Source organism: Pseudonocardia hispaniensis, assembly GCF_042658695.1.
Lineage (GTDB): Bacteria > Actinomycetota > Actinomycetes > Mycobacteriales > Pseudonocardiaceae > Pseudonocardia > Pseudonocardia hispaniensis.
Window position 1 is genome coordinate 85,763 of sequence record NZ_JBHSQW010000023.1, and the last position, 12,724, is coordinate 98,486.

Genomic DNA, 12,724 nt, shown 5'->3' on the forward strand with positions numbered 1-12,724 from the left:
GCGCACCTCGGGGCGCGGAGAGGCGGCTCAACTAAGCGCCTCAACGACTTTTGCCTGGATTTCTGGCGGCAGAGTGCGCACTCGGTCGTAGACCTCGTCAAGTCGTGAACGCATCCTGCGCTTAGCCCGCAGCCACCTCAGCAAGTCCAGACGCTCCGCACGGTTCAGCCGTTTAATGTCTGCGAGCACCTCAGCAAGATCGGACGGATTCGGCAGTTCATCACGAACAGGCTCATTACACTGCTGGCATTCCGTCTGCAGCTCGTCCAGACTTCGCACACTCTGGTCGCGCTCGTTCGGTATTCGATGGCCGACTGTCAACACAGCGACCAAATCTGGGTTGTCTGGATAGGGCTCTCCGCCCCCAATGAAACAGATCACACAACGACGTCCGTCGCGCTCGAACACTCTGCGGCGCATTGTGGCCGTAATGGCCGCTCTCTTGGGCCGGGATCCACGCCCTGGATGCCATCCTTTTGCCTTAAGGCGATAGGTGTCAGGTGCGAGATCGCTTGCATTCTTGTATGAGGAAAACAGCCACCCGTCCTTGCGTAGCTCGCGAAATCTGCGGTTGAAGTGCTCTCGATCATTTGGGACGTTGGCTCCGAGCACTTGACGCAAGTCGCGCATGGTGAACGTCTCGCCGATGTTTATGTTGAACTGTAGCCACGCAGCCAGCTTGCGCTCGTCGCCGAAGGGTCGTTTCGTGCCGGGCCAGAAGTCGAGCTTCCACCAGAGACGCCCGTCGGGCGTGTAGGCACCCGGCGGAAACTCCTCTCCCTGGCCGCGCTCGCTCATGCCTCAGTTGTAGCCGGCGACTGTGCCCGGCGCATCTATGGGGGCTGTCACTGATTGAGGAAGCGAGATGCGCGACTGCTCGCTGCTGCGACCTGCTGAGATTGCCGCTCGACGGTACACGCGATCACTCTGCGTAAGCCGGCGATCATGCTGATGCCCGCGTCGCCCGAGGCTGTGGTGGCGCGGAAGTCAACGGCAGGAGACGCATGGTGGACATGGCGACAGGGGCGGACGACCCTGAGATCGACCTTGTGCAGAGGTATCTCTACAGGGAAGACCCGGACGGGTCCCGGGTGGCCACCGTAATTCGAGAAACGCTTGACCAGCTATATGACGGTCAGCGGACGGGCCGGTGGAGATATGAGTCCCTACATAAGACCGAGAAAACTCATATGGGCACCTTGGTGGAGATAAATCTCCACAGGGAATTCAACTTTGATGACGGTCTGAAGCTCGACTATAGGATCGCTGGAATCGAAGTAGACTGCAAGTTCTCAATGTCTCCGTACTCGTGGATGCTACCGCCTGAGTCCATAAATCATATCTGTCTGGGGCTCTGGGCAGATGATTCAGTAAGTGCTTGGTCTGCAGGGCTCTTCCGGGTTGATGAACGATTCATGCGGCGCCCAAATCGTGACGGGAAGCGGAGCTTATCTAAGGAAGGTCATAGCTACGTTAGACCGCTCTGGGGCGGTCGGGGCGAACTTGCAGAGAACCTTCTCCTTCACCTGCCCGTCGGTGTTGTCGAGAGGATCTTCTCGGCTAAAGCTCGCACAGGTAATCAGCACGGACAGGCTCGCGTCAACGAGTTGTTCCGCTCCGTACAGGGGAGGATTGTGCGGCGCGCGGTCCTTGCCACGGTGGCGCAGCAGGACGACTTCATGAAGCGTGCTCGTTCTAACGGAGGTGCTCGCACCAAGCTGCAGCCGGAGGGAATTCTGGTCCTTGGACATCAGGATAATGACCCCGATGTTGCGGAGGCTCTGGGTCTGCCCCGTCCTACTAAGGGGGAGTTCATCTCAACGAGAGTTGTCCCTGCACCTACAGGAGACCCTCGTCCGCAGGCTGTCATCAATGGTCTGGCTTGGGTGATCGCGAACCCCAATGACCCTGTTGTCCCTGCGCCACTGATTCCTAGATCCTGAGGGGCCGGAGGCCGCGTATCTGAATCGGGGTTTCGGGTACTATGCCGGTGCGCGTTGTTGCGCACCGGCACCACTCGCATCGATTTACATCGCGCCCTTAGCCCCAGCTCGCAATGGAATGCTAGCTGATCCGGGAGCGGTTCGACAGGAAGAGTTCGTTTCGGACGTGGCCTTCTTGGCCAAGAAAGGCGCGGAACGCTCCCAGTCGGTAGGCAACGGGGCCTTGGCCATTCCTGATTTCGAGATCGAAGTCCCGACTCAGGAGACTGATGCGTCGCTCTAAATCGGGTAACTCGATTGCGGTGCCGATCGCCCGTTCGATTTGTGAATGAGTCATAAAGTCGTCAACGGACCGCAATATCTTGTAAACGGGATCGTGTTCGACAGACGCTCGCTCGGTCGCGACACCTTCGTGGTTTAGTGCGCGCTTAATGGAGCGTCCGACGGCGGCGGCGACTGGCGGAGGAAAGGCGTTACCGATCTGTCGATACTTTGCTGTCTTTCGACCGCTGAAGGTCCAGGAGCCTGGCTCCCAACCTTGAATCTGGGCGACCATATCAGCTGTCAGCTTCGGGCCGACGTTGAACCTGTCCCCAGCCCGCGGAGGGTTGTCTGCAACTCCGAGAGCGTCAACCCCCATCTCGGCCCATGCGCGCTTAGCCCGTGTCGGCCCGAGGTCGGCTCCGCCGTGCTTCTTGGAGCCGCCGACGATCGTGGGAGCAATCTTGTTTGCCTTACGTGCCCAATCTTCAGCTCCCTCCCAGCCGTCCACGCTCATCGCGTCGAGGAGAGTCTCGCCCACCGTGGGTGGGGCGCCCTGGGCCTGAGGCCAGGCGAAATACGGTGCATCCTCAGGCCTAAGCGCGACGAGCACGAAACGGGGCCGGAGCTGAGGTACTGAGAAGTCAGAGGCCTGAAGAAGCTGCCACTCGCCGACGTATCCGAGGGCTGCGAGCCTGTCGAGAACGTGCTGCCGATAACCGGCAAACCGAGGCATGCTGAGGCCACGAACGTTTTCGAGGAGCAGAGCGCGTGGCTGAACGGTCGCAACCAGCTCTACGGCCCACGCGAACAGGTCACGTTCGTCGGTAGCGCCGAGCTGCTTGCCTGCGATGGTGAAAGGGGGGCAAGGAACCCCGCCAGCAAGGAGTGACACGCCTCGGTAAGCTGCCGGGTTCCAGACGTCAGGGTCAGCGACGTCGCCCTCGGCGACCTTCCAGCTCGGCCTGTTCTCACGGAGGGTCTGGCAGGCATGGGCGTCAAGCTCGACCGCGAGCTCGTGCTCAAATCCCGCTTCCTCGAGGCCGAGAGCCTGACCACCTGCACCAGCGCAGATCTCGACAACGTTAAGCGACACTGGCACTCCCTCCAGAGATGGCGGCGGTCCGCTCGAGGTTCCGACGGGTATCTTGCCCCAGCGAGCTGAGCAAACGTGGGACCGTCTGGGGTTGACTACATCCGTGTCGGACAACGACCGCGACATGCTGCGGCAACGTGCTCATGAGCAGGGTCTCTACCCGGCGCCTCTGAACGAGGGGCGGTCGCGGAACATGCAGGCGAACCGCCGGGCGAACACCAAGCCGGAGACGATGCTGCGGAGCGCCCTCCACCGTCGAGGCCTGAGGTTCCGGAAGGATCTCCTCTTGCGGCTTGAGGGCGTTGGCCGAGTCCGCCCCGACATCGTCTTCACAGCGCGAAAGGTGGCGGTGTTCGTTGATGGGTGCTTCTGGCACGTTTGTCCCCAGCATGGGCGCTACCCGGCGACCAACGATTGGTACTGGTCTCCGAAGCTCCGAAGGAACATGGAGCGAGACCAGACGGTGAACAGCGCTCTTCGGGACGCCGGGTGGTGCGTCATCCGGATCTGGGAACACGAAGATCTCGATCGTGCCGTGTCGACGGTCGAAGGAGCTGTGCGCGCCTCTATCGAACATATCTTCGAAGCTACAGGCGACCCCCGACAGTCCCCGGCTGCAGCTGCTGAGGCTGGCGGATTGCGTGTAGGTGACGGGGTAAGCCCCGCCTCATAATCCCGAGGTCCGCCGTTGAGCGCGTGGCCGACGAAGCGGCGGTGCCTGTCCGTGGCAAGGCTGCCCTCGCCGGGCGGGCAGGTCTCCAGGATGGCCGGGCAGGGCCGGGCGGGGACCGGGTGGGGTGGGAGAGGTGCGGCATCCCGATCGACCTCCCCGAGGGCTACCACACAGTGCTCCAGGCGCAGGCTCGGCATGATCGGTGGCGGTCGGGCGGCAGGCTGCGCCCGGAGCACCGCGCGGTCGGACTGCGCTAGGTCGACGGGATGCCGCACAGATCCCAGCGTGGGGACAGACACCGGTGGTCCCGCGTACAACTAGCGTGCAACTACCCGGGGTCAGCGATAGGCACTCGGCGCATGCCGCTGCACGTTCGGGCACAGGTCAGGACTGGAGGAGTGGCCCGCGAGGCAGTCTTCCAAGTTGGGGTTCGACGCGTGACCTTACCTAACGTGGCGCCGGAGCAAACCCGGAGCGAACGGCTCGCCAGCGTCCGTCACGTCACAGGACCCGCTAGCACGGACGCGCAGGTCAGGCCGCATGCGGCGGCATAGGACGACACTGCCCGATAGCCCGCGTCCGCGTTCGGGACGAAGAGGTCGCAGGTTCAAATCCTGTCACCCCGACCACACGAAGGCCCTGGTCAGACGCTCAATCGTGAGCGCACGACCAGGGCCTTTGTCGTGCAGGGGATCGCCGCCCGCACGAGTCGACCGATCCCGCGTGCGCACGCTCACAACCGGTCCCGTTTGACTCTCCACCCGCTGGAGGCTTGACCATCGACGGCATGAGCGACATCCTCTCGCCAGTCCCCGTACCGGCCCTCGACGCACAGGCACCCGGAATCAGCCGCGCGATCTACGGAATGCCGATGTTCGTCTCGCTGAGCGCGGTCGACCTTGACGCCACCCTGGGCTGGTACGTCGATGGGCTCGGTTTCGTCAACCTGTTCACGGTGCCCGGCCCGGACGGACGGCCAGCGCTGGTACACCTGCGGCGCTGGCAGTTCCAGGACCTCCTGGTTCGTCCCGCCGCTGGACCCGTTACGCCGGGCTCGGGGTGCGCGGTGAGCTTTGCCGCGGTGTACGGCGAGATCGACGCGCTCGCTGAGCGGGCCCGGGCGCATGGCGGCGGCCGAGTCGAGGGCCCGATCGACACACCGTGGAACAGCCGTGATCTGACCACCGTCGACCCGAACGGCTACACGGTCATCTTCACCGCCGGGCGCCCACCCGAGCTGGCCGATCAGGAGTTCACGGATCGGATGCGGCAGTGGAACGCCGAGCAGTCGATCGAGCGGTAGGCCCACCACCGACCGCACATGATCACATCCGCTCCAAGATGGTCACCGCACAGGTCGCCTCCTCCAGCCCGATCACTCCGCCGCCATTCTCGGCCAGACCGATCCGGGCGTCGGGCACCTGCCGGGCACCGGCCTCGCCGCGCAGCTGGACGGTCAGCTCGTAGGTCATCGACAGCCCGGTGGCGCCGATCGGGTGTCCCTTGGAGACCAGCCCGCCGGAGGTGTTGACGGGCAGGCTGCCGCCCGGTCCGGTCGCCCCGTCGGCGACGAACGCCCCGCCCTGGCCGGGCGCGCAGAAGCCCAGCATCTCCACCTGCAGGATCTCGCCGAACGAGGTGGCGTCGTGCACCTCGGCGACGTCCACCTCCGCCGGGGTGATACCGGCCCGGCGGTAGGCCCGGCGGGCGGCCTCGTACGACAGGGTCGGCACGTCCGGGGTGCGCAGGTAGGTGCCGCCTGCGGCGGCGGTGGCCCGGACCCGCACCGCCCGCTCGCGCACCGAGGCTGGCTGCGCGGCCAGCCAGTCCCCGGAGCAGACCAGCGCCGCCGCGGCGCCGTCCCCGATCGGGGAGCACATCGCCCGGGTCAACGGGTAGGAGACCTCCCGGTCGGCCAGCACCGCGTCCGGGGTTGTGGTGAACCGATACTGCGCCAACGGGTTCAGCGCACCGTAGTTGTGGTTCTTCGCGCTGGCCACGGCGAGCTGCTCGCGGGTGGTGCCGTATCGCTTCATGTGCAGCAACGCCTGGGTGGCGTAGGTGTCCATGAACAGGCTGCGGTCGGCGCCGACCGCGAAGGTCTCACCCACCGTCTCGGCAGCCTCCTGGTAGGTCCGCACCAGGCGGTCCCGGGTGAGGTTGTCGGTGCAGCCCTCGATCAGCCGCAGCGCCGTGGGCCCAGTTGCGTCCTCGGGCAGCACGAGCTTCTCGATGCCCAGCGCGAGCGCGAGCTCCGCCTCACCGCTGCGCACATCACGCACCGCCCCGTGCAGGGCCAGCGAGCCGGTCGCGCAGGCCGCCTCGACGTTCGTCACCGGCAACCGGGCCGGCAGCCTCCCCTCGTCGACGAGCTCGACCAGCGCCACCTGTCCGCGCAGGTTGCGCTGGCCCCAGGCGTCCATGAAGCAGTTGCCGAACCACAGCGTGTCCAACTCGGTCGCCACCGCGTCCCCCGCCGGTCCACCATCGGCGACCAGCAGGTCCAGGGTTTGCCGGGCGAGCTCCCGAAAACCGAGGTCGCGATGCTTGCCGAACGGGGTGCAGGCGACGGCGACGATGTAGGCCTCACGCATGGTCAGGAGCCCTTTCCAGGTTGTGGTGTGCAGGTCGGCGTCGCGCACGAACGGCGGGACCGCCACGGCGCGCAGGGCGGTCGGGTCGCCGAACGGGACGCATCCCGCCCAGCTGTAGGAGGCGACGAAACGGTATGCGGCGAAGCCGTACCACTCGATCGCGTCCCGGTCGTGGCACCGGCGAGGACTCGGCGTCGCCCACTGACCGCCGAACCACCGGGTGAGGCGTTCGCGAAGGTGGCCGTGGCGGTCAAGGATGTCCCCTGTTCCGGATATAAGTCCTCGTTGGTAGTGCTGCAAGCGACGGCCCGGCCAGGCGGACCACTGTTCGCGTCCGCATGTATCACCGGGACTTGTCCCGACCCGAGGCTATGGTGGCCGCACCTGTGGTCACCATGGACGCCGAAATGAGTCCTTCCCGCACGTTTCGTAGGTGGCTACGAAGAAGGGCGGCAGAGCGATGGGCGACGACCGGCAGGACGGGCTGGCCCGCGTGGCACAGCGACTCGAGGAGCAGTCCGGGCAGCTGGTGGCGCAGCAGCTGGCCGCGCTGAACCGGTTCCCCTCCTACCGCCGGGTACCGGCGGAGGATCTGCGCCGCTCCTGCGAGCGCAACGTGCTGCGCGTCGTGACCAGCTTGCGCGGCGACGCGCGGCTGCCCCCACAGATCGAGGAGGACGAGCGCGACAGCGGGCGCCGTCGAGCGCTGCAGGGCATCCCGTCCGACGATGTCGTCGCCGCCTACCGGGCGGTGCTCGGCGTGCTGCGCGACGCATTCCTCGACGCGGCGGCGGCGCTGTCGATCCCACTCGACGCCGTGCTCGCGGGCACTCGCAGACTCTGGGAGCTGACCGACCGGTTCAGCACCGAGCTCGTGTCAGCCCGTCACCAGGTCGAGCTGGACCTGGTGCGGCGGGAGGAACGCGAGCGGCTCACCTTCCTGCACAACGTGCTGACCGGCACCCTCCGGCCGGGAGAGCTCGTCGAGGGCGGCGCCGCCCACGGCCTGCGCACCGACCGGGAGTACTGGGTGATCCGGGCCCGCTCGATGACGCCGGGCCGCGACGCCGTGGAGCTGATCCCCTCGCTCGAACGCGCGACCGCCGCCGCACACCACCCACCACTGCTCGGGCTGATCGGCGAGGACGTCGCCGGGATCATCGCCCGCCCCCCGGACCAGGGCCCGAACCATGCCCTGATCGCCATCGATGGCCCGGTGTCGGCGACCGGGCTGCACACGGCCTTCGTCGAGGCCACCCGGCACCTGGAGATCGCCGCCCGCTTCGACCTGCGCGGGGTCGTGGACGCCGCGCGGCTCTCGCTGCGCGCCGCCGTGGCCGATCACGAACGGCTCGGCGAGATGCTGTACCGCCGGTACGCGGCCAGCGTGCACGCCGGCTCCGGCCTGTCCGCGACCATCCTGCATTCCGTGCAGGTCTACCTGGACCACCGCCGGTCGATCCCGACCACGGCCCGCGCCCTGTCCGTGCACGTCAACACCCTGCGCTACCGCCTCCAGCGCTTCGAGGCACTCACCGGCGCCGACCTGCACGACACCCGTACCGCGTTCGAGGTCTGGTGGGCCCTGCAGTACGCCCGCATCCGCCGCCAACCCGGACCCTGACCCCGGGTCGCCCCGCCGCCCGCTCGATCACCCAGCGGGGCTTCGTTTGATGGCCTGCGCTCCTTCGTTTCACGCATAGTCCCGATTCCGGCCCTCGGCCTACGTTTCCCGAAACCGCCGCACGCCGTGAATGCGGCGTCACCGCTGCTCAGCGAGGAGTTGATATGACCGCCACCGTCGCTGCACCCGTCCTCACCTACGAGGAACTGGTCGAGGCCCGTCGCGCGAGCGGCGTCCCGATGTTCAACGAGAACAAGATGAAGCTGGGGATCTTCGGGGCGAACTGCAGCCACGGCCTCATGGCCACGCACGCCGAGAGCTCGTACGAGCTCACCTGGGAGCACACGCAGAAGATCGCTCAGATCGCCGACGCACTCGGCTTCGAGGCCATGCTGCCGGTGGCCAGGTACCGCGGCATGGGCGGCGAGACGAATTTCAACGGCTCGAACTTCGAGACGCACACCTGGGCGGCCGGCCTGGCCCAGGCGACCGAGAACATCATGGTCTTCTCGACCACGCATGTCCCGACGAAGCATCCCCTCGTCGCTGCCAAGGAGTCGGTCACCGTGGACCACATCTCCAACGGTCGGTTCGGCCTCAACATGACCATGGGCTGGTACAAGGCCGAGATGGAGATGTTCGGCGGGACCCAGCGGGAACACGATGCGCGCTACCGGTACGGATCCGAGTGGATCAACATCGTGAAGCGCATGTGGACCGAGGACGGGAGTGTGGACTTCGCCGGCGAGTTCTTCGAGATCAAGGACGCCCAGTCCGACCCGAAGCCGATCCAGAAGCCGTACCCCGTGCTGGTGAACGCCGGGAACTCGCCGGCCGGACTGGAGTTCTGCGCACGCGAATGCGACTTCAACTTCATCGCTTTCGCCGATCCCCAGGAGGCTCGCAGCACCGCGACCCGGGTCCGCTCGATCGCCCAGAACCTGGGGCGTGACCTCGGGATCCTCGGCTACGGCAACATCGTCTCCCGCGACACCGAAAAGGAGACCAAGGCCTTTCTGAACAGCATTCTCGAGAAGGGCGACTGGGAGGTGGCCCGCATGGTCTCGGGCGGTCTCGGGACCGAGAGCGGATCGTTCGAGAAGATCAAGGCCCTCCAGGAGCGGTTCATCCTCGGTTACGGCGGATACCCGCTGATCGGCACGCCGGAGCAGGTCGTCGAGCAGTTGGTCGAGCTTTCCGACGCCGGCGTCGACGGCATGATGGTGGGCTTTCTCGACTACGTCGAGGAGCTCCCCTACTTCGGCGAGCGAATCCTTCCCCTGATGCGGGAAGCCGGCCTGCGGAAGTGAATGCGGCCATGAGGCTGACGACGGTTTATGGAAGCCCGACGCCTCCCGGAAAGCTCGCCCGCGCCCTCGGGCTCCTTGAGCAGGATGTCCGCGACCGCCATCCCAACTGGGTCGTGGACCGGATCGAGCCGGAGAACCCGGTCGCTCCGGTCGTCGCCACGTGGGGCGACGACGCGGTGGAGAGGATCAGCGGGGCCGACGCGGTCGTGCTCGCCTCGCCCGTGTTCCGCGGATCGATCACCGGCACGCTCAAGCTCTTGATCGACATGCTGCCGAACGAGGCGTTGCGGTCGAAGCCGGTGGGCATTCTCACGGTCGCGGCGGCCCCGCACCATTTCCTGTCCGCCGAACGGCACCTGCGTGACATCCTGAGCTGGTTCGGCGCCCTGACCGCCCCCAACAGCGCCTTCTTCGTCGACCGCGTGTTCGGCGCCGCCGAGGTCGACGCGGAGGCGCTGGCCGATCTCCGGGAGTTCGCCGACCAACTGGTCGTCCTCGCCGAGAACCTGTCCGGCCGGCACTTCGGACCGGACCCCTTGACGGTCCGTTTCACAAGGAAGAAGACATGACCAGTAGCGTCACCGACACCCGTCCGACCGGCCAGGACACCGCACCGGCCCGGAATTTCATCGGCGGCCAGTGGGTTGCCTCGGCCACCACCGGGGTGTCGCGTTCGCCCGCGACCGGGGAGGTGCTCGGCACCTACTACGAGGCGGACGAGGCACAGGTGCGGGAGGCCATTCGCGTCGCGAAGCAGACCTTCGCGACGCACGAGTGGCGAGCGAACCGCCAGCTGCGGGCGCAGGTCCTGAACGAGATGGCCGATCGGATCGAGGCCGCGACCGACGAGCTGGCCCTGCTGCTCGCCCGCGAGAACGGCAAGATCCTGCCCGAGGCCCGGTTCGAGCTCAGCCTCACCCCCTCGAAGCTGCGTTACTACGCGGCCCAGGCACTCACCGACTCGGGTCGCGGCGGCCGGGTGCGCCCCGGCGTCTACTCCATCCTGCTGTCCGAACCGGTCGGCGTCGCCGGCGTCATCGTCCCGTGGAACTCACCGGTCGTGCTCGCCGTCCGGTCGTTCGCCCCGGCGCTGGCCGCGGGATGCACGGTCGTGATGAAGATGGCGGCGCAGACCGCGCTGGTCAACACCCGGCTCACCGAGCTGCTGGCCGAGTGCCCGTCCCTGCCGGCCGGGGTGCTGAACGTGTTCACCGAATCCGGCAGCACGGGCGCCGAGCTGCTGGTCGACTCGCCGGACGTGGCCGCGCTGAGCTACACCGGCAGCACCCGGGTCGGGCGCCAGATCATGGCCAACGCGGGCGCGACCCTCAAGCGGCTCTCGCTCGAGCTCGGCGGCAAGACACCCATGATCGTGTTCGCGGACGCCGACCTGGACGCGGCCGTCGGCACGATCGTCGCCGGCATCACGACCTTCACCGGACAGTTCTGCATGACCGGAAGCCGGGTCCTGGTGCAGGCCTCGGTGGCCGACGAGGTGCGGACCCGGCTGGCCGCGGCGCTCACCGAGGTGCGGGTGGGTCCCGGGGACGCCGAGGGCTCGCAGATGGGGCCGCTCATCGACCTCGCCGGCCGGGACCGGCTGGAAGCGCTGATCGAGGAGAGCCTCGGTGACGCCGAGGTGATCGTGCGCGGCGGCCGCCCCGACGACGAGAGCCTGGCGAAGGGCGCCTACTTCCGCCCGGCGCTGTTCGGGGTGCGCAGCACCGACTCCCCGCTCGTGCAGCAGGAGCTGTTCGGCCCGGTGGCCACCTTCGAGGTGTTCACCACCGAGGAGGAGGCCGTGCGGATGGCGAATGCCACCGAGTACGGGCTGGCCGCCTCGGTGTGGACCCGCGATGGCGCGCGGGGGCTGCGGATGGCCGACGCCCTGGACGCCGGGACCGTGTGGACGAACGGCTGGGCCGTGGTGCTCGACCAGTTCGAGGAGGGCGGCTACAAGCAGAGCGGCCTCGGCCGCCTCAACGGCAATCGGGCCCTGGAGGAGTTCCAGGAGTACAAGCACATCGTCCAGGTCGTCTGAGCTGTCGAAATGGCGGGCATCCCGGCGGGGCCGGAACCGCACGGTGGCGGCGCCCGATCATCGGTGCGCCGCCGCCGTGCGCTGCGCGGGCCGCCGGCCCCCCGGGGCGTCCGCGGTCGGCCCACCGTCGCCCAACGCCCGCCGCAGGGTCTCCGACGGCGGCTCCCCGTAGACGGACCGGTAGAGCGAGGCGAACCGCCCGAAGTTGTAGAAGCCCCAGTCCGTGGCGACCTCGCTGACCATCAGGTCGGCCGATCGGGGATGCAGGAGCTCGGCCCGCGCCGACCGGAGCCGCAGGTCACGCAGGTACCGCAGGGGGGTGCAGCCGAGGTTGCGGAGGAACTGCAGTTGAAGCGTTCGTGCGCCCACCCCGGCGGCGGCGGTCAGATCGGCCAGCGTCGGCAGGTCCCGGACGTGGCCGTGGATGTAGTCCAGCGCGCGGCGCAACGCGGCCGGCGTCGGGGTGTCCGTGGCCTCCTGGAGCAGCCGCTGATGCGGACCGGTCGCGGCGGCGAGAAGGTTCGTCAGGATCATGGCTTCCAGATGCCGGCGCGAGTCCGCGTTCCTCGTCAGGATCCCGCCCTCATCCCATTCGGTGCGCACGAAGTCGATGCACCGCAGCAACCCTTTCCCGGCCGGCGTGGTCAGGTTCATGACCAGGTCGAAGTCGATCGGGTCGGCAACCGGTCGGCGGGCCAGCTCGGCGAGCTGCCCCTCCAGGTCCGCCCGGGGAACCTTGAGCGCGAACTGGGCCGCATCCGCCGCCCCAGTCGATGCGCTGGGCGCGATGCGGAAGCAGGATCGCGGCGCTGCACATGCCGGCGGTGGTCCCGCGGGGGCCGTCCTCACGGGCCACCCGGCTGCTGCCGGACAGCGTGATGTTCACGTGGTACCAGCGTTCGCTGGGGGGAAGCGTGATGCGTGTCTCGGTCCGGTAGGTAAGGTAGCCGAGGGTCAGGCCTCCCGTCTGCACCGCGTTGAGCCGGGCGTCGAGCTGGGACGGGCGCACCGGTTCCAGGATGTGCGGTTCGTAGACGTCGGCGACGACCTCCTGGGCCACCGCCACATCCGCAGTGCGCAGACGGCCGTACTGCCGCAGCGGCTCCGTGACAGCGGGCGCGGCTGTGGCTGACGAGAGGAACATCGGGACCTCCACCTGCGACGCGATCGACCTACACGATC

At 67.3% G+C, this 12,724-nt stretch carries 11 protein-coding genes and 1 pseudogene; 7 read left to right on the top strand and 5 right to left on the bottom strand.

All coding sequences use genetic code 11. From position 1 onward, the window contains the following. Positions 1-27 precede the first annotated feature (27 nt). Positions 28-798, bottom strand: coding sequence for an HNH endonuclease (locus ACFQE5_RS10125; protein WP_379584587.1), 771 nt, complete (start codon positions 796-798; stop codon positions 28-30). Between the two features lie 206 nt (positions 799-1,004). Between ACFQE5_RS10125 and ACFQE5_RS10130 the strand changes: the two genes are divergently transcribed. Then, positions 1,005-1,943 (top strand): NaeI family type II restriction endonuclease, encoded by a 939-nt coding sequence (locus tag ACFQE5_RS10130; RefSeq protein ID WP_379584588.1) that lies wholly within the window; start codon positions 1,005-1,007, stop codon positions 1,941-1,943. A gap of 121 nt (positions 1,944-2,064) precedes the next feature. Here the strand turns inward: ACFQE5_RS10130 and ACFQE5_RS10135 are convergent, their stop codons facing one another. Beyond that, positions 2,065-3,300, bottom strand: coding sequence for a DNA cytosine methyltransferase (locus ACFQE5_RS10135; RefSeq protein WP_379584589.1), 1,236 nt, complete (start codon positions 3,298-3,300; stop codon positions 2,065-2,067). Between the two features lie 124 nt (positions 3,301-3,424). Here ACFQE5_RS10135 and ACFQE5_RS10140 point away from each other — a divergent pair, with 124 nt between their 5' ends. Together ACFQE5_RS10140 and ACFQE5_RS10145 are read left to right on the top strand one after the other, a co-directional pair. Further along, positions 3,425-3,973 carry a very short patch repair endonuclease gene (locus ACFQE5_RS10140; protein WP_379584706.1) on the top strand — a complete coding sequence of 183 codons (549 nt, stop codon included), beginning with the start codon at positions 3,425-3,427 and terminating at the stop codon, positions 3,971-3,973. Between the two features lie 787 nt (positions 3,974-4,760). After that, a complete protein-coding gene (locus tag ACFQE5_RS10145) occupies positions 4,761-5,276 on the top strand; it encodes a VOC family protein (RefSeq protein WP_379584590.1) in 516 nt (171 codons plus the stop codon). Between the two features lie 22 nt (positions 5,277-5,298). On the opposite strand, the gene ACFQE5_RS10150 is transcribed toward ACFQE5_RS10145, so the two are convergent. Then, complete coding sequence (locus ACFQE5_RS10150) at positions 5,299-6,633, bottom strand: thiolase family protein (protein ID WP_379584591.1); 1,335 nt, start codon at positions 6,631-6,633, stop codon at positions 5,299-5,301. A gap of 367 nt (positions 6,634-7,000) precedes the next feature. Between ACFQE5_RS10150 and ACFQE5_RS10155 the strand changes: the two genes are divergently transcribed. From ACFQE5_RS10155 to ACFQE5_RS10170, 4 genes are all read left to right on the top strand, one after another. Beyond that, positions 7,001-8,191 carry a PucR family transcriptional regulator gene (locus tag ACFQE5_RS10155; protein ID WP_379584592.1) on the top strand — a complete coding sequence of 397 codons (1,191 nt, stop codon included), beginning with the start codon at positions 7,001-7,003 and terminating at the stop codon, positions 8,189-8,191. 164 nt (positions 8,192-8,355) lie between these two features. Next, positions 8,356-9,501 (top strand): LLM class flavin-dependent oxidoreductase, encoded by a 1,146-nt coding sequence (locus tag ACFQE5_RS10160; protein WP_379584593.1) that lies wholly within the window; start codon positions 8,356-8,358, stop codon positions 9,499-9,501. A gap of 8 nt (positions 9,502-9,509) precedes the next feature. Then, entirely contained in the window at positions 9,510-10,070 is a 561-nt protein-coding gene (locus ACFQE5_RS10165) for an NADPH-dependent FMN reductase (RefSeq protein ID WP_379584594.1), read from the top strand. Further along, positions 10,067-11,542 (top strand): aldehyde dehydrogenase family protein, encoded by a 1,476-nt coding sequence (locus ACFQE5_RS10170; RefSeq protein ID WP_379584595.1) that lies wholly within the window; start codon positions 10,067-10,069, stop codon positions 11,540-11,542. Before ACFQE5_RS10165 ends, ACFQE5_RS10170 begins: the two co-directional genes overlap by 4 nt. 57 nt (positions 11,543-11,599) lie before the next feature. On the opposite strand, the gene ACFQE5_RS10175 is transcribed toward ACFQE5_RS10170, so the two are convergent. Then, complete coding sequence (locus tag ACFQE5_RS10175; protein WP_379584596.1) at positions 11,600-12,391, bottom strand: AraC family transcriptional regulator; 792 nt, start codon at positions 12,389-12,391, stop codon at positions 11,600-11,602. Continuing rightward, positions 12,357-12,686, bottom strand: a pseudogene (locus ACFQE5_RS10180) (AraC-like ligand-binding domain-containing protein); the annotation flags it as partial. The pseudogene ACFQE5_RS10180 and the gene ACFQE5_RS10175, both read right to left, overlap by 35 nt. Positions 12,687-12,724: the final 38 nt, after the last annotated feature.

What these genes read in the sequence shown, in the direction of transcription:
- ACFQE5_RS10160 (WP_379584593.1), top strand. Translation starts at nt 8,356, where the DNA reads ATGACCGCCACCGTCGCTGCACCCGTCCTCACCTACGAGGAACTGGTC.
- ACFQE5_RS10145 (WP_379584590.1), top strand. Translation starts at nt 4,761, where the DNA reads ATGAGCGACATCCTCTCGCCAGTCCCCGTACCGGCCCTCGACGCACAG.
- ACFQE5_RS10165 (WP_379584594.1), top strand. Translation starts at nt 9,510, where the DNA reads ATGAGGCTGACGACGGTTTATGGAAGCCCGACGCCTCCCGGAAAGCTC.
- ACFQE5_RS10170 (WP_379584595.1), top strand. Translation starts at nt 10,067, where the DNA reads ATGACCAGTAGCGTCACCGACACCCGTCCGACCGGCCAGGACACCGCA.
- ACFQE5_RS10130 (WP_379584588.1), top strand. Translation starts at nt 1,005, where the DNA reads ATGGTGGACATGGCGACAGGGGCGGACGACCCTGAGATCGACCTTGTG.
- ACFQE5_RS10140 (WP_379584706.1), top strand. Translation starts at nt 3,425, where the DNA reads ATGCTGCGGCAACGTGCTCATGAGCAGGGTCTCTACCCGGCGCCTCTG.
- ACFQE5_RS10125 (WP_379584587.1), bottom strand. Translation starts at nt 798, where the DNA reads ATGAGCGAGCGCGGCCAGGGAGAGGAGTTTCCGCCGGGTGCCTACACG.